Raw genomic sequence first — 24,634 nt, forward strand, 5'->3', positions numbered from 1 at the left:
AAGATGCCTGGGCCCGAATTCAGACTGATTAGAGAAGCGAACACGATCATGATGCGCAGCCACTATTGCGGCCAGTTGAACGAGAGCCTGGACGGTCAGGAAATCACCCTTTGCGGCTGGGTGCACCGCCGTCGTGACCATGGTGGCGTAATTTTCCTCGATATCCGTGACCGTGAAGGCCTGGCCCAGGTGGTGTTCGACCCGGATCGCGCCGAGACCTTCGCCAAGGCCGACCGCGTGCGCAGCGAGTACGTGGTGAAGATCACCGGTAAGGTGCGCCTGCGTCCGGAAGGCGCGCGCAACGCCAACATGGCCTCCGGCGCCATCGAAGTGCTGGGTTACGAGCTGGAAGTGCTCAACGAAGCGGAAACCCCGCCGTTCCCGCTCAACGAATACACCGATGTGGGTGAGGAAACCCGCCTGCGCTACCGCTTCATCGACTTGCGTCGCCCGGAAATGGCCGAGAAGCTGAAGCTGCGTTCGCGCATCACTTCGAGCATCCGCCGCTATCTGGATGACAACGGCTTCCTCGACGTGGAAACGCCGATCCTGACCCGCGCCACACCGGAAGGCGCGCGTGACTATCTGGTGCCGAGCCGTACCCACGCCGGTAGCTTCTTCGCCCTGCCGCAGTCGCCGCAGCTGTTCAAGCAGCTGCTGATGGTGGCTGGCTTCGACCGCTACTACCAGATTGCCAAGTGCTTCCGTGACGAAGACCTGCGCGCCGACCGCCAGCCGGAATTCACCCAGATCGACATCGAGACCAGCTTCCTCGACGAGGCCGACATCATGGGGCTGACCGAGACCATGGTGCGTAACCTGTTCAAGGAGGTACTGGGTGTCGAGTTCGGTGAGCTGCCGCACATGACCCTGGCCGAGGCCATGCGTCGCTTCGGCTCGGACAAGCCCGACCTGCGTATCCCGATGGAGCTGGTGGATGTCGAAGACCAGCTGAAAGACGTTGAATTCAAGGTCTTTGCCGGTCCCGCCAACGATCCGAAGTGCCGCGTCACCGCGCTGCGCGTGCCGGGCGGGGCGAGCATGCCGCGCAAGCAGATCGACGACTACACCAAGTTCGTCGGCATCTACGGCGCCAAGGGCCTGGCCTACATCAAGGTCAACGAGCGTGCGGCCGGTGTTGAGGGTTTGCAGTCGCCGATCGTCAAGAACATCCCGCTGGACAACATCAACGTGATCCTCGATCGCGTCGGTGCGGTCGACGGCGACATCGTGTTCTTCGGCGCCGACAAGGCCAAGATCGTTTCCGAAGCACTCGGCGCCCTGCGTATCAAGCTCGGTCACGACCTGAACATGCTCACCTGCGAGTGGGCGCCGCTGTGGGTGGTCGACTTCCCGATGTTCGAGGAAAACGACGATGGCAGCCTGACCGCGATGCACCATCCGTTCACCGCACCGAAGTGCACGCCGGCCGAGCTGGAAGCCAATCCGGCGGCCGCGCTCTCACGCGCCTACGACATGGTGCTCAACGGCACTGAGTTGGGCGGCGGTTCCATTCGTATCCACGACAAGGCCATGCAGCAGACCGTGTTCCGCGTGCTGGGTATCAGTGAAGAAGAGCAACAGGAGAAGTTCGGCTTCCTGCTTGACGCCCTCAAGTACGGCGCGCCGCCCCATGGTGGTCTGGCCTTCGGTCTGGATCGCCTGGTGATGCTGATGACTGGCGCCAGCTCGATCCGCGAAGTGATTGCCTTCCCGAAAACCCAGAGTGCGGCCTGTGTCATGACCCAGGCGCCGGGCGAGGTGGACAACAAGTCGCTGCGCGAGCTGCATATTCGCCTGCGCGAACAGCCCAAGGCTGAGTAAATCGGTACAAGAAGCCTGGATTTCCAGGCTTCTTCGTTATGGGGCCATGCCCCGTTAAACCTGAGTAGAAAGAGACGGAGTGAGTTATGGCTGGTCATTCCAAATGGGCCAACATCAAACACCGCAAAGGGCGCCAAGACGCCAAGCGCGGCAAGATCTTCACCAAGCTGATTCGCGAGCTGACCGTGGCGGCCAAACATGGTGGCCCGGTTCCGGCGGACAATCCGCGCCTGCGCCTGGCGGTAGACAAGGCGCTGACGGCCAACATGTCCCGCGAGGTGATCGACCGCGCCATCGCCCGTGGCGCCGGTAATACCGAAGCCGACAACATGACCGAGCTGAGCTACGAGGGCTACGCGCCCAGTGGCGTGGCGATCATCGTCGAGGCGATGACCGATAACCGTAACCGTACCGCGGCCGAAGTGCGCCATGCCTTCACCAAGTGCGGCGGTAACCTCGGCACTGACGGTTCCGTGGCCTACATGTTCGACCGCAAAGGGCAGATCAGCTTTGCTCCAGGCGTGGACGAGGACGCCTTGATGGAAGCTGCTCTGGAAGCCGGCGCGGACGATGTGGAGATGGGCGAGGACGGCTCGGCGCTGGTGTCGACCAGTTTCACCGACTTCCTGGCGGTCAACGAGGCGCTCAACGCTGCCGGTTTCAAGGGTGAGGAAGCCGAGGTGGCGATGGTGCCGTCCATCAGCGCGCCGGTTGCCGACCTGGAGACTGCCAAGAAGGTGCTCAAACTGATCGACATGCTGGAAGATCTGGACGATGTGCAGAACGTCTACCACAACGCCGAAATTCCGGACGAGATCATGGAGCAGCTGGACTGATTGCGTCTGAGCTACAGAAGCCGGAAGTCGCCTCAGGTGCTTCCGGCTTTTTTATATCGGTGCCACTCCGTATACTCGCGGCTGGATAAATAGACAGTATGCCGGCCTTGGCCGGTTATGGAGCGCACGGCGGCATGACCCTGATTCTCGGCATTGACCCCGGCTCGCGCATCACTGGCTATGGCGTGGTGCGTGATACCGGTCGGGGCTGTGAATATGTCGCCTCGGGTTGCATTCGCACGGGAGAGGGCGCACTGCCTGAGCGTCTGCAGAAGGTGTTTCGTGGCGTCAGCGAGGTAATTCGCCTGCATGGGCCGGTAACCATGGGTATCGAGCAGGTGTTCATGGCCAAGAACGCTGACTCGGCGCTCAAGCTCGGTCAGGCCCGTGGCGCGGCCATCGTCGCCGGCATCGAGGCAGGGCTTGAGGTCAGCGAATACACCGCCAGTCAGGTCAAGCAGGCCATCGCCGGCACCGGCGGCGCCGACAAGCAGCAGGTGATGATGATGGTCATGCACCTGCTCAAGCTGGTGCAGAAGCCTCAAATCGACGCCTCCGATGCCCTGGCCATCGCCCTCTGTCATGCCCACCACCGACAAAGCCTGATTCCCCACGGCCTGCTTGGCGCCAAGCGTCGTAGCGGTCGCCTGCGTTTGTAAGAAAAGGAAACGAAATCGTGATCGGACGCCTGAAAGGCACTCTGGCGGAAAAGCAGCCGCCACACCTGGTTCTCGATGTGAATGGCGTCGGTTATGAGCTGGAAGTGCCGATGACCACCCTGTATCGCTTGCCTTCGGTCGGCGAGCCGGTGACCTTGCACACCCACCTGGTGGTGCGCGAGGACGCCCATCTGCTCTATGGCTTCTTCGAGAAGCGCGAGCGCGAACTGTTCCGCGAGCTGATCCGTTTGAATGGCGTCGGGCCCAAGCTGGCGCTGGCGCTGATGTCCGGGCTGGAAGTGGACGAGCTGGTGCGTTGCGTACAGGCCCAGGACACTTCGACCCTGGTGAAGATTCCGGGAGTCGGCAAGAAAACAGCCGAGCGCCTGCTGGTCGAGCTCAAGGATCGCTTCAAGGCCTGGGAGAGCATGCCGACCATCGCCCCGCTGGTGGTGGAACCTCGCGCCGGTGTGGCAGTCTCAAGCGCGGAGAGCGATGCCCTGAGTGCATTGATCGCCCTCGGCTTCAAGCCGCAGGAGGCCAGCAAGGCCGTGGCGGCGATCAAGGAAGACGGGTTGAGCAGCGAAGAAATGATCCGCCGCGCCCTGAAAGGAATGGTGTAACCCGCGATGATCGAAGCCGACCGCCTGATCACAGCCAGTAGTCGTGAGCGCGATGAACAGCTTGACCGTGCCATTCGCCCGCTCAAGCTGGCCGAATACATCGGTCAGCCCGTGGTGCGCGAGCAGATGGAGCTGTTCATTCAGGCCGCCAAGAATCGTCAAGAGGCACTGGATCACACCCTGATCTTCGGCCCGCCGGGCCTGGGTAAGACCACCCTGGCCAATATCATTGCTCAGGAAATGGGTGTCTCCATCAAGAGTACGTCGGGCCCGGTGCTGGAACGTCCGGGCGATCTGGCTGCGCTGCTGACCAACCTGGAAGCCGGAGATGTGCTGTTCGTCGATGAAATCCATCGTCTGTCGCCGGTGGTCGAGGAAGTCCTGTACCCGGCCATGGAGGACTTTCAGCTCGACATCATGATCGGCGAGGGCCCTGCGGCGCGTTCGATCAAGCTTGATCTGCCGCCCTTCACTCTGGTCGGTGCGACTACGCGTGCGGGCATGCTGACCAATCCGCTGCGTGACCGCTTTGGCATCGTCCAGCGCCTGGAGTTCTACTCCAATGCCGATCTGGCGACCATCGTCAGTCGTTCCGCCGCCATTCTCGGGCTGGCCATCGACGCCGAGGGGGCTTTCGAGATCGCCCGCCGCGCTCGTGGCACACCGCGTATCGCCAACCGACTGTTGCGTCGGGTGCGCGATTTCGCCGAGGTGCGTGCTGGTGGGCAAATCAGCCGCGCGGTGGCTGATCAGGCGTTGAACATGCTGGATGTGGATGAGCGTGGCTTCGACCACCAGGACAGACGTCTACTGCTGGCCATGATCGACAAGTTCGATGGCGGGCCTGTCGGCATCGATAACCTGGCGGCGGCCATTGGTGAGGAAAGGGGCACCATCGAGGATGTGCTCGAGCCCTATCTGATCCAGCAGGGTTACATCATGCGTACGCCGCGGGGCAGGGTGGTCACTCGACACGCATATTTGCACTTCGGCTTGAATCTGCCCAAGCGCCTGCTCGATACGCCAACCGCCGACTTGTTCGGCGGCAGCGACGAGTAACAAAAAATAGTTGCCGACCCCAATTGGCAACCCAGGGAGCTAGCACTAGAGTATGCGCGCACAAAACGAGGCCAAGCCTTTCGTCCTCCGCAGTCGGGTGTATTACGAAGATACCGACGCCGGTGGCATCGTCTACTACGTCAATTACCTCAAGTTTATGGAGCGGGCTCGTACCGAGCGCTTGCGGCACCTGGGTTTCGCCCAGTCGCAGCTGGTCGACGAGAACCTGCTGTTCGTCGTGCATTCCGCCGAGGCGCGCTATCACGCACCGGCCAAGCTGGACGACGAAATCTTTATCAGTGCTGAGGTGATGGAGTTGAACCGTGCCAGCATTCGCTTCCGTCAACAGGTGAGGCGAGTCATGGATGATGCGTTGCTTTGCGAGGGGCAGTTCCTGGTGGCCTGCGTACGTGCCGACAATTTGAAACCCCGTGCCATACCCGAGGCGCTGCGTGCGGCCTTCGCCGGTGCGGCTTCCGTTCCAGTAGGAGAGTAAGCGTGGAAGCAGCCAACACCGTTGACCATATGTCGATGTGGAGCCTGATCAGCAATGCCAGTGTCGTGGTGCAGCTGGTTATGCTGAGCCTGGTCGCCGCTTCGGTGGTGTCCTGGATCATGATCTTCCAGCGCAGCACCATGCTGCGTGCCGCGAAGAAGTCCCTGGAAGTGTTCGAAGAGCGCTTCTGGTCGGGCATCGACCTGTCCAAGCTCTATCGCCAGGCCGGCAGCAATCCTGACCCCGATTGCGGTGTGGAGCAGATCTTCCGTGCCGGTTTCAAGGAATTCTCCCGCCTGCGTCAGCAGGCCGGTGTTGATCCTGATGCGGTCATGGATGGTGTGGCTCGCGCCATGCGGGTGGCCATTTCCCGCGAGGAAGAGAAGCTGGAAACCAGTCTGCCGTTCCTCGCCACCGTGGGCTCCACCAGCCCTTATGTCGGCTTGTTCGGCACCGTGTGGGGCATCATGAACTCTTTCCGTGGGCTGGGCGCCGTGCAGCAGGCCACCCTGGCGACCGTGGCGCCAGGCATCGCCGAGGCGCTGATCGCCACTGCCATTGGCCTGTTCGCCGCAATTCCCGCGGTGATCGCCTACAACCGTTTCTCGGCACAGGGCGAGCGTCTGATTGGTCGCTACTACACCTTCGCCGACGAATTCCAGGCGATCCTGCACCGCAAGGTCCACACCTCGGACGACTGAGATCTAGCCCATGGCCCGAATTCGCAACAGACGCAAGCCCGTCGCCGAGATGAACGTCGTTCCCTACATCGACGTCATGCTGGTGCTGCTGGTGATCTTCATGGTGACCGCGCCCATGCTCAACCAGGGCGTGAAAGTCGACCTGCCCAAGGTCTCCAGCGAGGTGCTACCGCAGGATAACGACTCCCGCGTGCTGACCATCTCGATCAAGGCCGACAAGACCTACTACTGGAACATGGGTGAGGAAGTCGACCCGGACCAGGGCAAGGCCAGCGAAACCGCGACTGCACTGCCGCAACTGGTGCAGACGGTTGGCGCGATCCTCAATCAGAACGCCAGCCAGGGCAAGAAGGTGCAGGTCTTCGTGCGTGGCGACAAGGCGGTCGACTACGGCTCCGTAATGGCCGTGATGGGCGGCCTGCAAGAGGCTGGCGTGGCTAACGTCGGGCTGATCACCGAGGCGCCCTGATGCAGCAGCAGAGCACGCGCTCCTCTTCGGAAAGCTACTTCTGGCCGACCATCTGGGCTGTAGCATTGCACGCCCTGATGTTCGCCATGCTGTTCGTCAGCTTCCACTTCGCGCCTGAGCTGCCGCCGAGCAAGCCGATCGTTCAGGCGACGCTCTACCAGCTCAAGTCGCAAAGCCAGGCGACTACCCAGACCAACCAGAAAATCGCCGGCGAAGCCAAGAAAACGGCTGCGCGCCAGTTCGAGGCCGAGCAGCTGGAAGCCAAAAAGGAAGAGCAGCAGAAACAACAAGCTGCGGAACAAAAGAAAGCTGAGGCGGCCAAACAGGCCGAGGTAGCGAAAAAACAGGCTGAAGCCAAGAAAGCCGAGGAGGCGAAAAAAGCCGAGCAGAAGAAGCAGGCTGATATCGCCAAGAAGAAAGCGGAAGAAGAGAAAAAGAAAGCCGCCGAAGAGGCCAAGAAGAAGGCTTACGAGGCGCAGAAGAAAAAAGCCGAGGAAGCCAAGAAGAAGGCTGAAGAGGCCAAGAAGAAAGCGGAAGCTGAGCAGAAGCGCAAAGCCGCCGAAGCGGCGCGCAAGTCGGCGGAAGAGAAGAAGGCGCAGGCGCTGGCCGAGCTACTCTCGGATACCACTGAGCGCCAGCAGGCGCTGGCCGATGAGGTCGGCGATCAGGTGGCAGGTAACTATGATGATCTGATCCGCCAGCTGGTATCGCAGAACTGGAGCCGCCCGCCATCAGCGCGTAACGGGATGAGTGTAGTGGTGCAGATCAACATGTTGCCCGACGGCACCATCACCAACGCAGCTGTGTCGCGCTCCAGTGGCGATGGCGCTTTCGACAGTTCGGCGGTCACTGCAGTGCGTAATGTGGGCCGCATACCGGAGATGAGTGGCATGAACCCGAGTGACTTCAATGCCTATCGTTCGTTCAAGATGACCTTTACCCCAGAGGATCTGGATCTGTGATCACTATGTTTCGAGGCCTGCTGCTGACGCTTTGCTGTGTTGCCAGTCTGGCCATGGCCGAAGAGAAGAACATTCTGGTGACCAGTGGTGCCGATCGGGCTATCCCCATCGCGGTGGTGCCGTTTGGCTGGCAGGGCGGCACCGTATTGCCGGAGGATCTAGCCACCATCATCGGTAACGATCTGCGTAATAGCGGCATGTATGAGCCGATTCCGCGGCAGAACATGATCAGCCTGCCGACTTCGGCAGCCGAGATCATCTACCGCGACTGGCAGGCCATCGGCGCCCAGTACGTGATGGTCGGCAGCATCGTGCCCAACGGCGCGCGCCTGCAGGCTCAATACGCACTGTTCAACGTCGCGACTCAGCAGCAGGTGATGGCCGGCACCGTTGGCGGTACCACCGATCAATTGCGTGATATGGCGCACTACGCTGCCGATCAGGCGTTCGAGAAACTCACCGGGGTCAAGGGCGCTTTCTCCACCAAGATGCTGTACGTCACCGCCGAGCGTTTTGGCGTCAACAATACCCGTTACACGCTGCAACGCTCCGACTATGACGGTGCCCGTGGCGTGACCTTGCTACAGTCGCGCGAACCGATTCTGTCGCCACGTTATGCGCCAGATGGTCGCCGCATCGCCTATGTGTCCTTCGAACAGCGTCGCCCGCGCATCTTCATTCAGCATGTCGATACCGGTCGCCGCGAGCAGATCACCAATTTCGAGGGGCTCAATGGTGCGCCGGCCTTCTCGCCGGATGGCAACCGCCTGGCCTTCGTGCTGTCCAAGGACGGTAACCCGGAGATCTACGTGATGGATCTGGGGACCCGTCAACTGCAGCGCGTGACCAACCACTACGCCATCGATACCGAACCGTTCTGGGGTAAGGACGGACAGACTCTGTATTTCACGTCTGACCGCGCCGGCAAACCGCAGATCTACAAGCAGCGGATCGGTGGCGGAGCCGAGCGGGTAACGTTCACCGGCAACTACAACGCCAACCCGAAACTTTCTGCCGACGAGAAGACCCTGGTAATGATTCATCGTCAGGATGGTTTTACCAACTTCAAAGTGGCGGCTCAGGATCTTGTAACCAGTCGTTTGCGCATCCTTTCCGAGACCAGTCTGGATGATTCGCCCACTGTTGCGCCAAATGGCACCATGCTAATCTACGCCACCCGCCAGCAGGGCCGGGGAGTCTTGATGCTCGTGTCCACCAATGGGCGCGTTAGGCTCCCAATTCCTACCGCTCAAGGCGATGTCCGAGAGCCTTCGTGGTCCCCATACCTGAACTGATGCGGTATCAGAACCAACACTTTCTTAAACACACCTGGGATCATTAGGAGTCCATCATGGATATGCTTAAATTCGGCAAATTTGCTGCTCTGAGCCTGGCTCTGGCCGTGGCTGTAGGTTGCTCCTCCAAAGGCGGCGACACCTCCGGCGAAGGCGCTGTAGACCCGAACGCTGGCTACAACGCTGGCGGTAGCGGCGTTGACGGCGCTCTGAGCGAAGAAGCCGCTCTGCGCGCCATCACCACTTTCTACTTCGAGTACGACAGCTCCGACCTGAAGCCGGAAGCCATGCGCGCTCTGGACGTACACGCCAAGGACCTGAAAGGCAACGGCGCTCGCGTCGTTCTGGAAGGCCACACCGACGAGCGCGGCACCCGCGAGTACAACATGGCTCTGGGCGAGCGTCGTGCTCAGGCCGTTCAGCGCTACCTGGTGCTGCAGGGCGTTTCCCCGGCTCAGCTGGAACTGGTTTCCTATGGCGAAGAGCGTCCGGTTGCTACTGGTAGCGACGAGTCCTCCTGGGCTCAGAACCGCCGCGTAGAACTGCGTAAGTAATTCGCTATGCATAAGTGCCCTCGTATCCTGACCTCTCTGGTATTGGCCCTGCCGCTCGCGGCCTGGGCTGAGGTTCCCGTGGTGGATGGCAGTGCCGGTTACGGCAGCAGCTACCCACCTGCTGGTTACGGTACGAGTGGCGCCTACGCCGGGGGCGGGGCTGTAACCCCGACCTCGGCGCAGGGCGAGCTGTTCATGCAACTGCAGCAGATGCAGCAAGAGATTGCTCAGCTGCGTGGCATGGTTGAAGAGCAGCAAAACGAGATTCAGCGCCTCAAGCAGGAAAGCCTGGCGCGTTACCAGGATCTCGATGGCCGCCTGCAAAGCGGTACTGCCGGTGCTCAGGCACCTGCCCAGAATTCTCAGTCCGGTGCGATCAATGCGGCCGGTACTCCTAGCGCACCGAGCCAGCAGGCTCCGGCGGCGAGCAATGAACCTGCCGATCCGGCGAAGGAAAAGCTGTATTACGACGCTGCCTTCGATCTGATCAAGGCCAAGGACTTCGACAAGGCCAGTCAGGCTTTCGACGGTTTCCTGCGCAAATTCCCGCAAAGCCAGTACGCCGGTAACGCGCAGTACTGGCTGGGCGAAGTCAACCTGGCCAAGGGTGACCTACAGGCTGCAGGGCGTGCCTTTGCCTTGGTCAGCGCCAACTACCCGACCCATGCCAAGGTGCCGGACTCCCTGTTTAAGCTTGCTGATGTCGAGCAGCGCATGGGTAATACCGCCAACGCCAAGGGTATTTTGCAGCAGTTGGTTGCCCAGTACCCGGGCACATCGGCCGCTCAGTTGGCGCAGCGCGATTTGCAGCGCTTGCAGTAGGAACCCCTGTCGACCAGAAAGCCCGCGCTCGTCGCGGGCTTTTTCGTTACTATCGCCGGCCTTATTCAACCGCAACGGAGGCGGATGGCCTGTTTCGCCGTCACGCCCGGTGCCTATATGCAAGAAACCCTGCGCATTACCGAGATTTTCTACTCGTTGCAGGGCGAGACGCGTACCAGTGGCCTGCCCACGGTATTCGTTCGCCTGACTGGTTGCCCGCTGCGCTGCCAGTACTGCGACACTGCCTATGCCTTTAGCGGCGGCGAGATCATGACCCTGGAGGCGATCTGTGCCCGGGTCGCCAGTTTCAAGCCGCGCTATGTCTGTGTGACGGGTGGCGAGCCTCTGGCTCAGCCGAACTGCATCCCGTTGCTTGAGCGCCTGTGCGATGCCGGTTACGACGTGTCGCTGGAGACCAGCGGCGCCATGGACATCGCGGCCACCGATCGGCGGGTGAGCCGCGTGGTCGATCTCAAGACGCCGGGCTCTGCGGAAGTTGCGCGCAACCTCTACAGCAATATGGCCGAGCTGACCGCCAGGGATCAGGTCAAGTTCGTCATCTGCTCGCGCGAGGATTACGACTGGGCGGTTTCCAAAATGATTGAATACCGCCTCGATCAGCGCGCTGGCGAGGTGCTGTTTTCGCCTAGCCATAAGCAGGTCAGTGCCCAGGCCTTGGCCGACTGGATCGTCGAGGACAATCTGCCCGTGCGTTTCCAGCTGCAGTTGCACAAGATTCTCTGGAACGACGAGCCGGGTCACTGAACAGGAGCGTACTCGCATGACTGACAAGAAAGCCGTGGTACTGCTCTCGGGCGGCCTCGATTCCGCAACCGTGCTGGCGCAGGCCAAGGCGCAGGGGTTCTCCTGCTACAGCATGAGCTTCGACTATGGGCAGCGGCATCGTGCCGAGCTGCAGGCCGCCGAGCGGGTCGCGGCGCAGCTGGGTGCGGTCGAGCACAAGGTGATCGGCCTGAACCTGAACGGCATCGGTGGCTCGGCGCTGACCGATACTTCCATTGCCGTGCCGGAGGGGCCCACCGAAGGGATTCCGGTGACCTACGTGCCGGCGCGCAACACCGTGTTCCTGTCGCTGGCGCTGGGCTGGGCCGAGGTGCTGGGCGCCCACGATATCTTCATCGGGGTGAACGCGGTCGACTACTCGGGCTATCCGGACTGCCGTCCGGCCTTCGTCGAGGCATTCGAGCGGATGGCCAACCTGGCGACGCGCGAGGGTGTCGAGGGCGATGGCTTTCGTATTCAGGCCCCGTTGCAGAACCTGAGCAAGGCGCAGATCGTCGAGGTCGGGCTGCGTCATGGCGTGGATTACAGCCTGACCGTTTCCTGTTACCAGGCTGATGATGAGGGGCGCGCTTGCGGTAAGTGCGACAGCTGTCGCCTGCGAGCCGCCGGTTTTGTCGCGGCGGGCGTCGCGGATCCGACCCGATATCGCTAATTTTTTTCGTGGAGTGTTGATTTCCTGAATTAAATCAGTATTATACGCCCCGCGTTGGGTCGTTAGCTCAGTCGGTAGAGCAGTTGGCTTTTAACCAATTGGTCGTAGGTTCGAATCCTACACGACCCACCAGATCGCAAAGCCAGTCGCAAGACTGGCTTTTTTTTGCCCCGCGAAAAGATGTCGCCCGGGTCGGCTCCCCAGCCGGCTGCCGGGACCTGGGTGTATACTCGCCGCTCGCGTATGAGCGCCCGCAGGTTTGATGATATGACGCAGATTTCCGAACGCCTTCTGGTTCAGGCGCATCTCGATGCCAAGCAGCCGGTGGCACTGACGCCAGAGCAGGAAGCCTTCTACCGCAGCGAAATCGCTGCCGAGTTGAAGAAGCAGAATGCCGTGTTGGTGGCCCACTATTATTGTGACCCGGTCATTCAGGCGCTGGCCGAGGAAACCGGTGGTTGCGTATCCGACTCCCTGGAAATGGCCCGTTTCGGCAATCAACACGAGGCGCAGACCGTGGTGGTCGCTGGCGTCAAGTTCATGGGGGAAACGGCGAAGATCCTCAATCCGGAGAAGCGCGTGCTGATGCCGACGCTAGACGCCACTTGCTCGCTGGATCTGGGTTGCCCGGTGGATGAGTTCTCGGCTTTTTGCGACCAGCATCCGGACCGTACCGTGGTGGTTTACGCCAATACCTCGGCGGCAGTGAAGGCGCGTGCCGACTGGGTGGTGACCTCCAGCTGCGCGCTGGAGATCGTCGAGAGCCTGATGGACAACGGCGAGAAGATTCTCTGGGCGCCGGACCAGCACCTGGGGCGCTATATCCAGCGTGAAACCGGTGCCGATATGCTGCTGTGGGATGGGGCTTGCATCGTCCACGAGGAGTTCAAGGCCAAGCAGTTGCAGGACATGAAGGCCCTGTATCCGGATGCTGCGGTGCTGGTTCACCCGGAATCGCCGGAGGCGGTGATCGAGCTGGCCGATGCAGTCGGTTCAACCAGCCAATTGATCAAGGCCGCGCAAACCCTGCCGAACAAGACCTTCATTGTCGCCACTGACCGCGGCATCTTTTACAAGATGCAGCAGCTATGTCCGGACAAGGCGTTCATCGAGGCACCCACGGCGGGTAATGGCGCTGCTTGTCGCAGCTGTGCACATTGCCCCTGGATGGCTATGAACACCTTGCAGCGCACCCTGCAGTGCCTGCGCGAGGGGAGCAACGAGATTCTGGTCGACCCGGCGCTGATTCCGCGGGCGGTGCGACCGCTCAAGCGTATGCTGGACTTCACTCAGGCGGCGCGGATGAAGCTGAGCGGCAACGCCTGATTGTCCATGCAAACAAAAAGCCCGGCCAAACGCCGGGCTTTTTCATGGTGCGAGTTATTAGCGCATCATCTTGTCGATAGCGTTCTTCTCTTCCTGCAGCTGCTGTTGGCGAGCGTCGATGCGTGAGGCCATTGGGAAGTTGCTGCTGGCACGGCGCTTGGCCAGGTCGAGTTGTTCCAGGGCCTGGTCGTAGTCGCCAACCAGGGCGAAAAACTCGGCGCGTGCTCGGTGCAGGCCGATGATATTGCCGGTCAGTCCGCGGACTTCGGCAACCTGATACCACACGTCCGGGTCATTGCCACGTTGCTTGAGCAGCTGATCGAGAGCCGCTTCAGCCTGCTGGTTCTGGCCTTGTTTAAGCAGCAGATCGATCCGTGCCTGTTCCAGTGGATAGCTCTCCGGATACAGCTCGCGTAAGCGCTCGATACGGCGCTGTGCGTCGCTGAGGCGCTTGGTGGCACTGTCCACATCGACCATGGCCAGGTTGTAAGGCAGGCTGTTGGGCGACTTGCTCAGTAACTCGTTCAGTTCTTTGCGGGCCTGCTCGTGTTGGCCGCCCTTGATCAGGGCGATCGCTAGGCCATAGCGGGCGGCTTCGAGCGTGGGGTCGGTATCGAGCATGGCGCGAAAGCGCTTGGCGGCAATGCCGGGTGTTTCCTCGAAGAGCAGCTGGGTGCGCGCACGCATCAGCTGGTAGTTCAGGCTGTTTACGATACCGCCTGCAGGGAATTGTTCGGCGCGGTTGCGGGTGTCGGCGATACGCGATTCGGTCACCGGGTGAGTCAACAGGAATTCCGGTGGGCGCGAGTCGTAGCGGTACTGGCGCATCAGCAGTTCGAACATGCTCGGCATGGCGCGTGGGTCATAGCCGGCTCTTTCCAGGTTGAGCAGGCCAATTCGGTCGGCTTCCTGTTCGTTCTGTCGTGAGAAGCGCCGCTGTTCCTGAATGGCAGCAGCCTGAGCGCCCATCATGGTGGCAATGCCGGCATCGCCTGCGCCAGCCGCTGCCGCGACGATGCCGGCGAGCATGGCCGCCATGACTGGCACCTGCATACGCTGCTGCGCTTCCACGCCGCGGGCGAAGTGGCGCTGGGAAAGGTGCGCCAGTTCGTGGGCCATCACCGAGGCGTACTCGGCTTCGGTTTTGGCATTGAGCAGCAGGCCACCATTGACCCCGACAATGCCGCCGGGGGCAGCAAAGGCGTTGATCTGCGGGCTATTGAGCAGAACGAACTCAAGACGCTTGTCCTGTAGCTCACTGGTTTCAGCTAGGCGGTAAACACTGGTTTCCACGAAGTCTTTGAGCTGTGGGTCGGACAGCTGATCGACCTGGCCGCGCAGCATGCTGAGCCAGGCCCGGCCGAGGCGGTGCTCCTGCTCGGGTGAGATGATGGAGGAGCTGGCGTCGCCCAATGAGGGCAGATCACTGGCGCCTGCTGGCAGCGTCAGGCAGGCAAGGGCAAGCAGGGTCGGGCGCAGAAAGTTCATGCAGAGGCTCTGGCTTGGACAAAGTCGTTACTCTAGCTGGCTCGGTGGGCCGCTGGCCAGGCTTGTACGGTATCCTTGCCGGCCCTCGAGGAGATGCCCATGACTGATATCCCTGCCTGCGATGCCGAGCTCGACGCCAGCGGCCTGAGTTGTCCGCTGCCGCTGCTCAAGGCCAAGCTGGAGCTGAACCGTCTGGCCAGCGGCGCGGTGCTCAAGGTGACGGCCACCGATGCTGGCTCGCAACGTGACTTTCGTGCTTTCGCCCGGCTGGCGGGCCATGAACTGTTGCGCGAGGAGGAGGAAGGTGGCGTATTCCGCTATTGGCTGAAGAAAGCCTGATGCCATTGACGAAGAAGGCCGCGGTTGCGGCCTTCTTTATTAGATGGGTCAGGCTTGGTTGAGGGCCTGTGCGGCGGCCAGTACTTCTTCGACATGGCCCGGCACTTTCACGCCGCGCCATTCGTGACGTAGCACGCCCTTGGCGTCGATCAGGAAGGTGCTACGGTCGATGCCCAGGTATTCCTTGCCGTACAGTTTCTTCAGTTTGATCACATCGAACAGCTGACAGAGCGCTTCATCCTTGTCGCTGATCAGCTCGAAGGGGAAGGCCTGCTTGCACTTGAAGTTCTCATGAGATTTCATGCCGTCGCGCGACACCCCGAAGACCTGAGTGTTGGCCGCCTGAAACGCCGGGTAGTGGTCGCGAAAGCCCTGGCCTTCGGTGGTGCAGCCGGGCGTGCTGTCCTTCGGGTAGAAATAGATGACGACCTGCTGGCCCTTGAGGGCGCTCAGGCTCACCTGCAGGCCGCTGGTGGCGGCGGCGCTGAAATCGGCAACCGGTTGGTCAAGGGTCACGGCCATCGTCTGCTCCTTCTATCTATTACGGATTCTGCGGGCGCCAGGGTTCGATCAGGGCGTCCAGGTTGAGGGCATCGGCAAAGTCGAGGAACTGGTCGCGCAGCCAGCTGATCTGGGTGCCTGCGGGCAGTGTCACGGTGATGGTGACATTCAGCAGGGTGCCGCCGGTCTGTGGCGCCTGGTAGGTGTCGCAGGTGATGTTCTCCAGTTCGACGCGATGATCGGCGAAGAACTGGCACAGCTCGTTGAGGATGTCCGGGCGATAGGCGCAACTGACATAGGCCACGTAGGGCAGAGCATTGGGGCGTACATCGAGGGCGGCGCTGCGGGTCATGTTGACGCTGAAGCTGTGGCGCTTGGCCAGGCCCGGCAGCGCACCTTCCAGGCGGGCCAGGGCGTCCCAGTTGCCGCTGACCTGAAGCGTCAGGGCGCTGTATTCGCCGTGGCGGGTGAGGCGGCTGCTAACCACGCCGCAACGGTTCTCCTGGGTCGCGCGGCAGAGCACGCTGGTCAGCTCCATGGGGTTGGCGCCGAGGGCGCTGATGACGAGGAATTGTTCGCGAACCGAGGGGGTGGACATGCAGCCTTCCTGAAAAGGGAGAGAGGGTGCCTGAGCAGCACCGGGTAAAGCCGGAAGGGTAGCGAAAAGCGCCGCTCAGGGGAATGCTGGCAGCCCCGCGGGTTCGCTTGTGCAACACAGGTGGCGCCAGTACCATTACCGCTCTCTTTTTCCGGCAGGAGCGGTTGCATGATTTCGGGCAGCATGGTGGCACTGGTCACGCCCATGGATTCTCAGGGTGGTCTGGACTGGGATGGCCTGCACAAACTGGTGGATTTCCACCTGCAGGAAGGCACCAATGCAATAGTTGCCGTCGGCACCACGGGCGAGTCCGCCACGCTGGATGTGCACGAGCATGTCGAAGTCATTCGTCGCGTGGTCGATCAGGTTGCCGGGCGTATCCCGGTGATCGCCGGTACCGGCGCCAACAGCACCCGTGAAGCCGTCGAGCTGACCCAGAACGCCAAGAGCGTCGGTGCCGATGCCTGCCTGCTGGTGACCCCGTACTACAACAAGCCGACCCAGGAAGGTCTCTACCAGCACTTCCGCCATATTGCCGAGGCTGTGGCCATCCCGCAGATTCTCTACAACGTACCGGGCCGTACCGTGTGCGACATGCTGCCGGAGACCGTCGAGCGCCTGTCCAAGATCGCCAACATCATCGGCATCAAGGAAGCCACTGGCGATTTGCAGCGTGCCAAGGACATCCTGGACCGCGTCAGCTCCGACTTCCTGGTCTATTCCGGTGACGATGCGACCGCCGTCGAGCTGATGCTGATGGGCGGCAAGGGCAATATCTCGGTCACTGCCAACGTCGCCCCGCGTGCCATGGCCGAGCTGTGTGCTGCCGCGATTGCCGGTGATGCCGCTACTGCCCGCGCCATCAACGAGCGCCTGATGCCGCTGCACAAGAATCTATTCATCGAATCCAACCCGATTCCGGTGAAGTGGGCCCTGCACGAGATGGGCTTGATGGCCGACGGTATTCGTCTGCCGCTGACCTGGCTCAGCCCGCGCTGTCACGAACCGCTGCGTCAGGCCATGCGCCAGACCGGCGTCCTGGCTTAATCGAGGAAGTAATACGCATGAAGCGACTGGCTGGTCTTTCCACCCTTGCCCTGATCATTTCCAGCACCAGCGGCTGCGGCTGGCTCTGGGGTGACGAAGGTTACTTCCGTGATCGTTCCACCGATTACCTCGACGCGCGTCAGACTGCGCCGATGCAGCTGCCGGCCGATGTCGATGCCAAGCGTCTCGATCCACTGTTGCCGGTACCGGCGCATGTCGCGACCAGCACCCAGACTCCGCAGGAGTTTGAAGTGCCGCGTCCGCAGCCGATGGGCGTGAGTGGTGAAGCCAGCCAGTTCAGCCTGCAGAAGAGCGGCGACTCGCGTTGGCTGGTGGCGCAGCGTGATCCGTCGGCGGTCTGGCCGGTGGCCCGCTCCTACTTCGAGAACAATGGTTTCCGTATTGCTGAAGAGCGCCCGCAAACCGGCGAATTCAATACCGAGTGGCAAACCCCGGCAGAGCTGGCGCCGTCCATGGGGCGCCGAGTTGGCAGTCTGCTGTCCGATGAGGACAACCAGGTCCGCGTGCGTGTGCGCATCGAACCGGGTGTTGTGCGCGGCACCAGCGAAGTCTTCGTGGCCAGTGTTGAGCGTGATGAGGACAGCACTGCCGATGTGGCTTTCCCGGCGCGTACCGGGATCGCCAGCCTGGAAGCCTCGTTGCTTGATGGCATGCTCGCCGACCTGAGCAGTACCGCCGAACATGGATCGGTCTCTCTGCTGGCCGCGCGCAGCTACGACGCCCCCAACCGCGTCAACCTGACCACCGATGGTGCCGGCAACCCGGTGCTCAACCTCAGCACCGATTTCGATCGTGCCTGGTCCAGCGTCGGTCGCGCACTGGAGCTGGGTGATGTGCGCATCGATGACATCAACCGCAGCCTGGGCGTGTACTACGTCAACATGGCCGAAGGCGCGAAGAAGCCGGAAGAAGAGAAGGGCTTTATCAGCGGTCTGTTCAGTAGCGAGCCGAGCCAGGAAGAGATCGACGCGCGTGCCGAGCGTTATCAGGTGCGTCTGACCAGCGGTGCCAATGGCGAGGTCCAGGTCTCGGTGGAGAAGGACATCAATACCGCCGCTCCGGCAGACACGGCGCAGCGCGTGCTGACCCTGATCAAGGACAACCTCGGCTGAGTTGAGCGCCGTGCTCGCAGCCAATCGATAGGCGAAACCCGGTGGGTTTCGCCTGTTTCGTTTAAACCAGGCGGAAATTCGACATGACAACTCCCAGCACCCTGAGCCTGAAGAAAATCTATTCGGGCAAAGTCCGTGATCTCTACGAGATCGACGCCAAGCGCATGCTGATGGTCGCCACGGATCGCCTGTCGGCCTTCGACGTGATTCTCAACGAACCGATTCCAGAGAAGGGCAAGATTCTCACTGCTATCTCCAACTTCTGGTTCGACAAGCTGGGTCACTTGGTACCCAACCACTTTACCGGCGACAAGGTCGAGGATGTGGTGCCGGCTGCCGAGTTGCCCCTGGTCGAAGGGCGTGCCGTAGTCGCCAAGCGCCTCAAGCCGGTAGCCGTGGAAGCCATCGTGCGTGGCTATATCGTCGGCTCGGGCTGGAAGGAATACCAGAAGAGCGGCACCGTCTGTGGTATCCAGCTGCCGGCCGGCCTCAAGGAGGCAGCCAAGCTGCCGCAGCCGATCTTCACGCCCTCGACCAAGGCTGCTGTTGGTGATCATGACGAAAACATCAGCTTCGAGCAGTGCGAGGCTATCATCGGCAAGGAACTGGCCGCCAAGGTGCGCGACACCGCCATCGCCCTGTATAGCGCCGCGGTCGAATACGCAGCGACCCGCGGCATCATCATTGCCGACACCAAGTTCGAGTTCGGTCTGGATGAAGACGGTACCCTGACGCTGATGGACGAGGCGCTGACTCCTGACTCCAGCCGTTTCTGGCCGGCCGACAGCTATGCCGAAGGCAGCAATCCACCGAGTTTTGACAAACAGTTCGTACGTGACTGGCTGGAGTCCACCGGCTGGAACAAGCAGCCGCCCGCGCCAGCCGTGCCGGCTGACGTTGCTCAAAAGACCGCCGACAAGTACCGCGAGGCGCTCACTCGACTGACTCAATGAGTGATTGGGCTATAGAAGGAGGGCGCTGCGGCGCCCTTTTTCATGGGTGCGGCGCAAGCATCTGATCAAACAAGAAAAATTTCTGGACTACGTTTCGTCAACTGGTATCATGCGCACCGCTTTGGGAAGATGCCGGAGTGGTCGAACGGGACGGATTCGAAATCCGTTGTGTCAGCAATGGCACCTAGGGTTCAAATCCCTATCTTCCCGCCATTCATGGAAAACCCCTGGAATCACTGGTTCCAGGGGTTTTTTGTTGTCTCGGAAAATTGGCTGGCATCGAGTCATTGGTGTTTGTTTTGCTCTTTATCTGCTACTTTTGAGTTTAACGAACATTTAAGAGGCTACCATGAGTGCCCTCAGCAAACCCGGAGTCGAGGCCGAGGCTGTTCTGCTCAAGGCCCTGCTCAATACCCGTGAACAATTGGGGCTGACCCAGCAGGAGTTGGCTGCCATCGTGGGCGTTAACCGTTCTGCCATCAGTCGCTGGAGCGAGAGTGGCGGGTTACGGCCACAGAGCAAGACGGGAGAGTTGGCCCTGCTGCTGGTTCGTGCCTATCGCGCCCTGTTCGCCTTGTTCGGCGGTAATCTTGAAGACATGCGCCATTTTCTGCGCACCGAGAATCGTCACCTGGCCGGTGTGCCGCTCGAGCAGATGAGCCGGGTCCAGGGCCTGGTGCGGGTGGTGGAGTATCTCGATGCCATTCGTGGCAAGGTTTGATGGTCTGGGCGACCTAAGCGAGTTTCGATATGGACATCTGGCATGCCTGCGCGGGCGTCGAGCAGATCATTCCGCTGCGGGGCCGTCTGGTGCGGCTGGTGGAGAATCAGGAGCAGGTCGCCACCTTGCAGTTGGTGGACACCCTGGAAGAGCAGGCTTTGCTCGAGCAGCTATTGGAAACCAGCAAGCCGCCGCTGCCGCGCAGCGATGAGCCGCTGCACTACCTGCTGCATACGCCGTTTCGTTATCCGCCGCTGCGCTGGGGCTCGCGTTTCGGGCGGCGCCATGAGCCGAGTCTGTTCTACGCCGCCTGTCGCCTGGAAACGGCGATGGCGGAAACGGCTTTCTACCGCTTTGTGCTCTGGCAGGGCATGGTCGAGCCGCCACCGAGTGGGCGGATTGTCTCTGAGCATTCGTCGTTCGAGGCGCGCTATCAGGTCGAGCATGGTATTCGGCTGCACATGCCGCCTTTTGATCGCTTTCGCGAGGCATTGATGCACCGCAGTGATTACGCCGCCACTCAGGCGCTGGGTAGCGCCATGCGCGAGGCAGGTGTGGAGGCTTTCGAGTATCCATCGGCACGCTGTCCCTTGCAGGGCAGCAACGTGGCGCTGTACGCGCCGAGTGCGTTCAGTGAGCAGCGCCCGCGCAACCAGCAGACCTGGCTGTGCGAGACCACGGCAGGCTATGTGGCGTTCAAGAGCGCCCAGGCGCCGGATATCCCGCGCCTGTTTGCCCTTGATCTCTATCTGGTGGACGGGCGCCTGCCGCAGCCCGCCTGATCAGTGTTGGTGCTCGCTGGCCGGAGCATCCTTTTGCACGGCAACCTCGACCTGCACCTCACCGGCCTTTTCGAAGCGCAGGGTAAGCGGAAAGCGCTCTCCATCCTGGGCCTGTTTCTGCACGCCGAACAGCATCACGTGGTAGCCCATGGGCTGCAGCTTCACCTCGGCGCCGGCCGGTACATCGATGCCTTGCACCTGCTGCATCTTCATCAGGCCATCCTTGTGCACATGCTCGTGAATCTCGGTCTTTTGCGCCTGCGGGCTGCTGGCTGAGATCAGGCGGTCCGCGCTGTCGCCCTGGTTATGCAGGACGAAGAAGGCGGCGGCATTGGGCACGCTCGGCGGCATCGCACGCGACCAGGGGTGATCGATGTGGATCTGACCGGCGCTGTACTCGTGGGCTTGGGCCAGCAGCGGCGAGACCAGCAGGCCGGCCAGCAGCAGAAGCTTGTGCGCTTTCATGGTGTTTCTCCTTGTGGGGCGGTGAATGAGGTGGCAGGCGCACGGCGCGGTCGCCGGGCGTACAGCCAGAGGCCGCTGAGGGCCAAGACTACCAGTGCCAGGGCGGTCAGGCTCAGAGCCAGGTCCTTGACGGGCTTGCTCAGATGGCCGAGCAGCTCCCATTTGTGCAGGTAGGCGAAGGTGGCACCTTCACTGCGGTCGGCATCGTCGACACGGGCGGCGAGGGCTCCATCCAGTGGGTCGATATACAGGGCGGTGTTGCCTGCATCGGCATAGCTGGCCTTGAACACCGGCAGGCGCTTGAAGATGAAGCCGTAGTCGTGGTCGAAGCCGGTCTGCAGGCTGACCTGCAGTGGTTCGCCGAGCCCAGCCTGTGTGGCGTAGTGAGCAAGGCGTTGCTGCAGATAGCGCTGGACGGCAGCCGCATCCAACGCCTGGCCGCTGGCGCTACGGTAGTGCAGGGCACGGTCTGTCTGCAGGCGCCAGGCGGGCTCGCCATCCAGCTCGACCAGACTCAGCTGTCGCAGCCTGCTGCCTGCGGGGAGCCAGCCTGCGTCGGGTGCGGCGATCAGGCTGGCACTGGCCAGTTGCGCGGTGAATGGCTGCAGCGCAGTCGGAGCCTTCTGCTTGTGCAGCAGGTGCCAGGTGCCGCTGAAGAGGAAGCCGAAGCCGGCCACGGCCAGCAGCAAGCCGCCCCAGCCATGCGCGCGGCGCAGGCGGGTGGGAGCCCGGCGCCTGGCCAGGAACAGGGTGATACCCATTGCCAGGGTGAGGGCTACGCAGACCAGCAACAGCAGCATCAAGGCGATGCGCCAGCCCTCCACGGGCTGCAGCCAGGCGAAGTTGTGCAGCTGCTGGAACAGTAGGCTGAACCAGGCCTTGCGGTCGTCCACCAGGGTGCCGAGGCGATCCTGATAGAGATCGACATACAGCCTCAGGCCATCCTCACGCGCGCTATCGACCCGCGCTGCCGGCAGCAGGCGGTTGATGAATCCATATTCGCTGTCGAAGGCTGTCAGGCTACCGCTGTAACGCAGGGGCTCCTGGCTGCTGAGGTAGTGGGCGGCCAGTGCCCGCGCATGGCGGGCGGTAAGGTCGGCGGGCGCTCCGCTGCGAGCATGCCAGTAGCGTGGCTCGGCCTGGCCGGGTAGGCGCGCCTGGTAATAGGGTTCGCCATCCACCCGCAGCAGGCGCAGGCCTGCCACCGTGGCGATGCCCGCGTCGGCCAGTACCTGCGCCGGTGCCCGCAACTGCTCCAGCGGCAATACCGGACGGGGCGCCATGGTCTGCGCCGGACGTGGCTGCAGTGCGCTCATCAGAGGGTGCAGCATGCCGCTGATAGCCCAGGTGAAGATGCCGACGCAGGCCAGCAGTGCCAGGCGTCGGTGCCACGGCATCAGCCGCAGCAGTCGCTGACGCCAGCTCACATCCGCCACTCCAGGCCGACATACAGGCTGCGGCCATCGCCCGGCAGGAACAATGCAGCATCCTGGCCGTTGGCGTTGGCCACTACGCCGGTGGTGGCGATGTAGCTCTTGTCCGCGAGGTTGCGCCCCTCGACGAAGAAGCCCAGGCCCTCGCCTGGTCGGTAGCCACTCTTCAGACCCCAGATGGCGTAGCCTTCGGCGTACAGGCTTTCGGCATGGTCAACCGCGTAGTGGGTCGGCACCCATTCCAGCGTCGGGCCGGCGTACCAGCCGGCGCGCTGCCACAGCGCTTCACCCTTGAGGAACTGGCGTGGTACGCCGGCGATGCGGTTGTCGCCGTAGGTTTCGTCATTGTCGAAGCGGAAATCGTTGAACAGGTACTGACCGCGCAGCACGAAGTCGCCCAGGCTCCAGGCCGCGCCGAGCTCAATGCCTTGGTGGATGGTGCGGTCGGCGTTGGTGGTGATCACGTTGCTGGGGCGAGTCGGGTCGGTGTAACCAATCAGCTCGTCGCGGATCTCGCTGCGGTAGACCGCCAGGTCGATATCCAGGTGGTCGCGATTCCAGCGCAGGCCGGCTTCCAGGGTGTTGGCCTTCTGTGCGTCGTTCTCGCTGACGATGGCGCCGCCGGACAGCTCGCTGAAGGTCGGCGGCTCGAAGCTCTGGCTGAAATTGGTGAACAGTTGCAGCTCTTCATTCAGGTCATGGCGCAGGCCGATGCGCCCGCTGCGCCCGATGTAGGTCTTGTTGAAGGATTCGTCCTGCGGCAGGCAGAAGCCGGTGACGAAGGCGTTGCAGCGCAGGCGGTCGTCCACGTCGCGCTCCTGGTGCTGCCAGGCCGCGCCGGTGATCAGCGCCCAGCGTTCGGCCAGCGGGATTTCCAGCTCGCCGAACAGGTTGAGGTTGCGCGCGGTCTGGTGCAGCTCATTGAGCTTGTTGCCCCGGTGTCCGCCCAGGTTGGCGTAGCGCGAGTCCCAGGCGCGGCCGTGGCTGCTGTCCAGGCCACCCTGCCAACGCCAGCCGGCGTCGTTCTGCCACTTGTGGGTCAGGCGCAGGCCGTAGTCTTCGTAGTCGACGTCCAGTACCTGGAAGATGGGGTGAAACAGCGACTTCTCGCTGTAGTAGGTGGCCAATTCGAGGCTATGGCCGCCGTCCAGTTCCAGGACGCTGATATTGCCCAGGCGGTTGAGGGTGAAATCGCGCTGCTGGTCCAGGGCCAGGGAGGTCGCCTGCTCCGGATTGTCGCGTAGCTGGGCCTTGGTCAGGTTGCCCGGCAGGTCCGAATCGGTTTCCACGTGGGTCAGGTAGAAGCGCGTGGACAGGCGCTCGTTGATGCGCCCGCCGAGGTTGGCGAAGTAACGCTGGTTGTCCTGGTGGGCGTGGTCGCGAAAGCCGTCCTGGGCATAGTCGTTTAGGCTGATGAAGGCGTCCCAGGCGCCGAAGTCCTGGGCGAAGGCGGCGTACAGGCGCTGGTAGTCGAAGCTGCCACCTTCCATGCGCAGGGTGACTGGCGGTGCGGTCTTACCGGTGGGGCTGACGAAGTTGATCGCGCCCCCCAGGTTGGCCGCGCCGTAACGCCAGGCGTTGGCACCGCGCAGCACTTCGATATGGTCGGTGGCCAATGGCTCGATGCTCTGGAAGTCAAAGCTGCCATCGGGCGAGTTGATCGGCGCGCCATCCTGCATCAGCAGCAGACCGCGGCCATGGAAGGTGCGTTGCAGCCCCGAGCCGCGAATCGACAGGCGCGCCTCCTCGGCGCCGAAGCGCGGCTGGATGAACACGCCGGTGGCCAGGCCTAGGGCGTCCTGCAGGTTGCTGGTGCGGCCGTTCTTGTAGCTTTCCGCGTCCACCACCTCGGCGCCGCCGGGAATGTGGGCGAACTCGGCCTGTTTCTCGGCCAGGCTGGGGGCGGTGGGGTCACTGGCCTGGCGACCTTCGATATGGGTGCTGTCCAGTTCCAGGCTGTGCGCGGCGCTGGTCTGTTGGGCGAAGCCCAGGCTCAGGGCGAGCAGGGTGGGCACGAAGAGGGGGCGCAGGAGTACGTCTGTGGTTCTTGTCATGGTTCCGATCCGGTACGGCGAGGCACGGCAAGCGAGCC

27 protein-coding genes and 2 tRNA genes are annotated in these 24,634 nt (G+C 62.1%); 23 read left to right on the plus strand and 6 right to left on the minus strand.

All coding sequences use genetic code 11. The features are described 5' to 3' along the window. The first annotated feature begins 48 nt into the window (after window positions 1-48). The 16 genes from aspS to nadA all read left to right on the plus strand — a co-directional run bounded on the left by aspS (window position 49) and on the right by nadA (window position 13,082). On the plus strand, window positions 49-1,824 hold the full coding sequence (gene aspS, locus P7A97_RS04325) for an aspartate--tRNA ligase (RefSeq protein WP_277688704.1): 1,776 nt from the start codon (window positions 49-51) through the stop codon (window positions 1,822-1,824). Window positions 1,825-1,910: 86 nt separating this feature from the next. Continuing rightward, complete coding sequence (locus P7A97_RS04330; protein ID WP_277688705.1) at window positions 1,911-2,660, plus strand: YebC/PmpR family DNA-binding transcriptional regulator; 750 nt, start codon at window positions 1,911-1,913, stop codon at window positions 2,658-2,660. 134 nt (window positions 2,661-2,794) lie between these two features. Beyond that, window positions 2,795-3,319: a crossover junction endodeoxyribonuclease RuvC gene (ruvC, locus tag P7A97_RS04335; protein ID WP_277688706.1), complete on the plus strand. Its 525-nt coding sequence runs from the start codon at window positions 2,795-2,797 to the stop codon at window positions 3,317-3,319. Between the two features lie 17 nt (window positions 3,320-3,336). Beyond that, the gene (gene ruvA, locus P7A97_RS04340; protein WP_068828570.1) at window positions 3,337-3,942 is read left to right on the plus strand and encodes a Holliday junction branch migration protein RuvA; all 606 of its coding nucleotides are present in this window, start codon (window positions 3,337-3,339) and stop codon (window positions 3,940-3,942) included. 6 nt (window positions 3,943-3,948) lie between these two features. Next, entirely contained in the window at window positions 3,949-5,001 is a 1,053-nt protein-coding gene (gene ruvB / locus P7A97_RS04345) for a Holliday junction branch migration DNA helicase RuvB (protein WP_277688707.1), read from the plus strand. 52 nt (window positions 5,002-5,053) lie between these two features. Continuing rightward, complete coding sequence (ybgC, locus tag P7A97_RS04350) at window positions 5,054-5,497, plus strand: tol-pal system-associated acyl-CoA thioesterase (RefSeq protein ID WP_277688708.1); 444 nt, start codon at window positions 5,054-5,056, stop codon at window positions 5,495-5,497. 29 nt (window positions 5,498-5,526) lie between these two features. Then, window positions 5,527-6,198: a protein TolQ gene (tolQ, locus tag P7A97_RS04355; RefSeq protein WP_277688755.1), complete on the plus strand. Its 672-nt coding sequence runs from the start codon at window positions 5,527-5,529 to the stop codon at window positions 6,196-6,198. Between the two features lie 10 nt (window positions 6,199-6,208). Then, window positions 6,209-6,667 carry a protein TolR gene (gene tolR, locus P7A97_RS04360; RefSeq protein ID WP_277688709.1) on the plus strand — a complete coding sequence of 153 codons (459 nt, stop codon included), beginning with the start codon at window positions 6,209-6,211 and terminating at the stop codon, window positions 6,665-6,667. Next, a complete protein-coding gene (gene tolA / locus P7A97_RS04365; protein ID WP_277688710.1) occupies window positions 6,667-7,629 on the plus strand; it encodes a cell envelope integrity protein TolA in 963 nt (320 codons plus the stop codon). The genes tolR and tolA overlap by 1 nt, the downstream gene beginning before the upstream one ends. Window positions 7,630-7,682: 53 nt before the next feature. Next, window positions 7,683-8,924: a Tol-Pal system beta propeller repeat protein TolB gene (gene tolB, locus P7A97_RS04370; RefSeq protein ID WP_277688756.1), complete on the plus strand. Its 1,242-nt coding sequence runs from the start codon at window positions 7,683-7,685 to the stop codon at window positions 8,922-8,924. A 56-nt stretch (window positions 8,925-8,980) separates the two neighbouring features. Continuing rightward, a complete protein-coding gene (gene pal, locus P7A97_RS04375; RefSeq protein ID WP_277688711.1) occupies window positions 8,981-9,478 on the plus strand; it encodes a peptidoglycan-associated lipoprotein Pal in 498 nt (165 codons plus the stop codon). 6 nt (window positions 9,479-9,484) lie between these two features. Then, complete coding sequence (gene ybgF, locus P7A97_RS04380; RefSeq protein WP_277688712.1) at window positions 9,485-10,300, plus strand: tol-pal system protein YbgF; 816 nt, start codon at window positions 9,485-9,487, stop codon at window positions 10,298-10,300. Between the two features lie 117 nt (window positions 10,301-10,417). Next, a complete protein-coding gene (queE, locus tag P7A97_RS04385; protein ID WP_277688757.1) occupies window positions 10,418-11,065 on the plus strand; it encodes a 7-carboxy-7-deazaguanine synthase QueE in 648 nt (215 codons plus the stop codon). A gap of 16 nt (window positions 11,066-11,081) precedes the next feature. Continuing rightward, complete coding sequence (queC, locus tag P7A97_RS04390) at window positions 11,082-11,756, plus strand: 7-cyano-7-deazaguanine synthase QueC (RefSeq protein WP_277688713.1); 675 nt, start codon at window positions 11,082-11,084, stop codon at window positions 11,754-11,756. Window positions 11,757-11,812: 56 nt separating this feature from the next. Then, window positions 11,813-11,888 (plus strand) — tRNA-Lys (locus P7A97_RS04395). Window positions 11,889-12,023: 135 nt separating this feature from the next. Next, window positions 12,024-13,082, plus strand: coding sequence for a quinolinate synthase NadA (nadA, locus tag P7A97_RS04400; RefSeq protein ID WP_277688714.1), 1,059 nt, complete (start codon window positions 12,024-12,026; stop codon window positions 13,080-13,082). Between the two features lie 57 nt (window positions 13,083-13,139). On the opposite strand, the gene P7A97_RS04405 is transcribed toward nadA, so the two are convergent. Next, a complete protein-coding gene (locus P7A97_RS04405) occupies window positions 13,140-14,570 on the minus strand; it encodes a M48 family metalloprotease (RefSeq protein WP_277688715.1) in 1,431 nt (476 codons plus the stop codon). Window positions 14,571-14,669: 99 nt separating this feature from the next. Between P7A97_RS04405 and P7A97_RS04410 the strand changes: the two genes are divergently transcribed. Beyond that, on the plus strand, window positions 14,670-14,909 hold the full coding sequence (locus tag P7A97_RS04410) for a sulfurtransferase TusA family protein (protein WP_277688716.1): 240 nt from the start codon (window positions 14,670-14,672) through the stop codon (window positions 14,907-14,909). Window positions 14,910-14,957: 48 nt separating this feature from the next. Here the strand turns inward: P7A97_RS04410 and P7A97_RS04415 are convergent, their stop codons facing one another. Beyond that, window positions 14,958-15,431, minus strand: coding sequence for a peroxiredoxin (locus P7A97_RS04415; protein WP_277688717.1), 474 nt, complete (start codon window positions 15,429-15,431; stop codon window positions 14,958-14,960). 19 nt (window positions 15,432-15,450) lie between these two features. Further along, window positions 15,451-16,008, minus strand: a complete 558-nt coding sequence (locus tag P7A97_RS04420) for a glycine cleavage system protein R (RefSeq protein WP_277688718.1) — start codon at window positions 16,006-16,008, stop codon at window positions 15,451-15,453. A 168-nt stretch (window positions 16,009-16,176) separates the two neighbouring features. On the opposite strand from P7A97_RS04420, the gene dapA reads away from it, so the two are divergent. The 6 genes from dapA to P7A97_RS04450 all read left to right on the plus strand — a co-directional run bounded on the left by dapA (window position 16,177) and on the right by P7A97_RS04450 (window position 20,644). Then, the gene (gene dapA, locus P7A97_RS04425) at window positions 16,177-17,055 is read left to right on the plus strand and encodes a 4-hydroxy-tetrahydrodipicolinate synthase (RefSeq protein WP_277688719.1); all 879 of its coding nucleotides are present in this window, start codon (window positions 16,177-16,179) and stop codon (window positions 17,053-17,055) included. 17 nt (window positions 17,056-17,072) lie between these two features. Next, the gene (gene bamC, locus P7A97_RS04430) at window positions 17,073-18,188 is read left to right on the plus strand and encodes an outer membrane protein assembly factor BamC (protein WP_277688720.1); all 1,116 of its coding nucleotides are present in this window, start codon (window positions 17,073-17,075) and stop codon (window positions 18,186-18,188) included. Window positions 18,189-18,271: 83 nt separating this feature from the next. Then, entirely contained in the window at window positions 18,272-19,141 is an 870-nt protein-coding gene (locus tag P7A97_RS04435; RefSeq protein WP_277688721.1) for a phosphoribosylaminoimidazolesuccinocarboxamide synthase, read from the plus strand. Between the two features lie 123 nt (window positions 19,142-19,264). Beyond that, window positions 19,265-19,354: transfer RNA gene (locus P7A97_RS04440), tRNA-Ser, on the plus strand. Window positions 19,355-19,490: 136 nt separating this feature from the next. Next, window positions 19,491-19,862 carry an antitoxin Xre/MbcA/ParS toxin-binding domain-containing protein gene (locus P7A97_RS04445; protein WP_277688722.1) on the plus strand — a complete coding sequence of 124 codons (372 nt, stop codon included), beginning with the start codon at window positions 19,491-19,493 and terminating at the stop codon, window positions 19,860-19,862. A gap of 29 nt (window positions 19,863-19,891) precedes the next feature. Continuing rightward, complete coding sequence (locus P7A97_RS04450; protein WP_277688723.1) at window positions 19,892-20,644, plus strand: RES family NAD+ phosphorylase; 753 nt, start codon at window positions 19,892-19,894, stop codon at window positions 20,642-20,644. Here the strand turns inward: P7A97_RS04450 and P7A97_RS04455 are convergent, their stop codons facing one another. The 3 genes from P7A97_RS04455 to P7A97_RS04465 are packed head-to-tail and all read right to left on the minus strand — an operon-like array spanning window position 20,645 to window position 24,596. After that, the gene (locus tag P7A97_RS04455) at window positions 20,645-21,109 is read right to left on the minus strand and encodes a copper chaperone PCu(A)C (RefSeq protein WP_277688724.1); all 465 of its coding nucleotides are present in this window, start codon (window positions 21,107-21,109) and stop codon (window positions 20,645-20,647) included. After that, window positions 21,106-22,536: a PepSY domain-containing protein gene (locus tag P7A97_RS04460; RefSeq protein WP_277688725.1), complete on the minus strand. Its 1,431-nt coding sequence runs from the start codon at window positions 22,534-22,536 to the stop codon at window positions 21,106-21,108. Before P7A97_RS04460 ends, P7A97_RS04455 begins: the two co-directional genes overlap by 4 nt. Next, entirely contained in the window at window positions 22,533-24,596 is a 2,064-nt protein-coding gene (locus P7A97_RS04465) for a TonB-dependent receptor (protein ID WP_277688726.1), read from the minus strand. The genes P7A97_RS04460 and P7A97_RS04465 overlap by 4 nt, the downstream gene beginning before the upstream one ends. Window positions 24,597-24,634 lie beyond the last annotated feature (38 nt).

The organism is Pseudomonas sp. GOM6 (genome assembly GCF_029537485.1).
Lineage (GTDB): Bacteria > Pseudomonadota > Gammaproteobacteria > Pseudomonadales > Pseudomonadaceae > Aquipseudomonas.

Excerpts from the sequence above, each read along its gene's own strand:
- aspS (WP_277688704.1), top strand. The coding sequence starts at position 49 with ATGATGCGCAGCCACTATTGCGGCCAGTTGAACGAGAGCCTGGACGGT.
- P7A97_RS04330 (WP_277688705.1), top strand. The coding sequence starts at position 1,911 with ATGGCTGGTCATTCCAAATGGGCCAACATCAAACACCGCAAAGGGCGC.
- ruvC (WP_277688706.1), top strand. The coding sequence starts at position 2,795 with ATGACCCTGATTCTCGGCATTGACCCCGGCTCGCGCATCACTGGCTAT.
- ruvB (WP_277688707.1), top strand. The coding sequence starts at position 3,949 with ATGATCGAAGCCGACCGCCTGATCACAGCCAGTAGTCGTGAGCGCGAT.
- ybgC (WP_277688708.1), top strand. The coding sequence starts at position 5,054 with ATGCGCGCACAAAACGAGGCCAAGCCTTTCGTCCTCCGCAGTCGGGTG.
- tolQ (WP_277688755.1), top strand. The coding sequence starts at position 5,527 with ATGTCGATGTGGAGCCTGATCAGCAATGCCAGTGTCGTGGTGCAGCTG.
- tolR (WP_277688709.1), top strand. The coding sequence starts at position 6,209 with ATGGCCCGAATTCGCAACAGACGCAAGCCCGTCGCCGAGATGAACGTC.
- tolA (WP_277688710.1), top strand. The coding sequence starts at position 6,667 with ATGCAGCAGCAGAGCACGCGCTCCTCTTCGGAAAGCTACTTCTGGCCG.
- tolB (WP_277688756.1), top strand. The coding sequence starts at position 7,683 with ATGGCCGAAGAGAAGAACATTCTGGTGACCAGTGGTGCCGATCGGGCT.
- pal (WP_277688711.1), top strand. The coding sequence starts at position 8,981 with ATGGATATGCTTAAATTCGGCAAATTTGCTGCTCTGAGCCTGGCTCTG.
- ybgF (WP_277688712.1), top strand. The coding sequence starts at position 9,485 with ATGCATAAGTGCCCTCGTATCCTGACCTCTCTGGTATTGGCCCTGCCG.
- queE (WP_277688757.1), top strand. The coding sequence starts at position 10,418 with ATGCAAGAAACCCTGCGCATTACCGAGATTTTCTACTCGTTGCAGGGC.
- queC (WP_277688713.1), top strand. The coding sequence starts at position 11,082 with ATGACTGACAAGAAAGCCGTGGTACTGCTCTCGGGCGGCCTCGATTCC.
- nadA (WP_277688714.1), top strand. The coding sequence starts at position 12,024 with ATGACGCAGATTTCCGAACGCCTTCTGGTTCAGGCGCATCTCGATGCC.
- P7A97_RS04405 (WP_277688715.1), bottom strand. The coding sequence starts at position 14,570 with ATGAACTTTCTGCGCCCGACCCTGCTTGCCCTTGCCTGCCTGACGCTG.
- P7A97_RS04410 (WP_277688716.1), top strand. The coding sequence starts at position 14,670 with ATGACTGATATCCCTGCCTGCGATGCCGAGCTCGACGCCAGCGGCCTG.
- P7A97_RS04415 (WP_277688717.1), bottom strand. The coding sequence starts at position 15,431 with ATGGCCGTGACCCTTGACCAACCGGTTGCCGATTTCAGCGCCGCCGCC.
- P7A97_RS04420 (WP_277688718.1), bottom strand. The coding sequence starts at position 16,008 with ATGTCCACCCCCTCGGTTCGCGAACAATTCCTCGTCATCAGCGCCCTC.
- dapA (WP_277688719.1), top strand. The coding sequence starts at position 16,177 with ATGATTTCGGGCAGCATGGTGGCACTGGTCACGCCCATGGATTCTCAG.
- bamC (WP_277688720.1), top strand. The coding sequence starts at position 17,073 with ATGAAGCGACTGGCTGGTCTTTCCACCCTTGCCCTGATCATTTCCAGC.
- P7A97_RS04435 (WP_277688721.1), top strand. The coding sequence starts at position 18,272 with ATGACAACTCCCAGCACCCTGAGCCTGAAGAAAATCTATTCGGGCAAA.
- P7A97_RS04445 (WP_277688722.1), top strand. The coding sequence starts at position 19,491 with ATGAGTGCCCTCAGCAAACCCGGAGTCGAGGCCGAGGCTGTTCTGCTC.
- P7A97_RS04450 (WP_277688723.1), top strand. The coding sequence starts at position 19,892 with ATGGACATCTGGCATGCCTGCGCGGGCGTCGAGCAGATCATTCCGCTG.
- P7A97_RS04455 (WP_277688724.1), bottom strand. The coding sequence starts at position 21,109 with ATGAAAGCGCACAAGCTTCTGCTGCTGGCCGGCCTGCTGGTCTCGCCG.
- P7A97_RS04465 (WP_277688726.1), bottom strand. The coding sequence starts at position 24,596 with ATGACAAGAACCACAGACGTACTCCTGCGCCCCCTCTTCGTGCCCACC.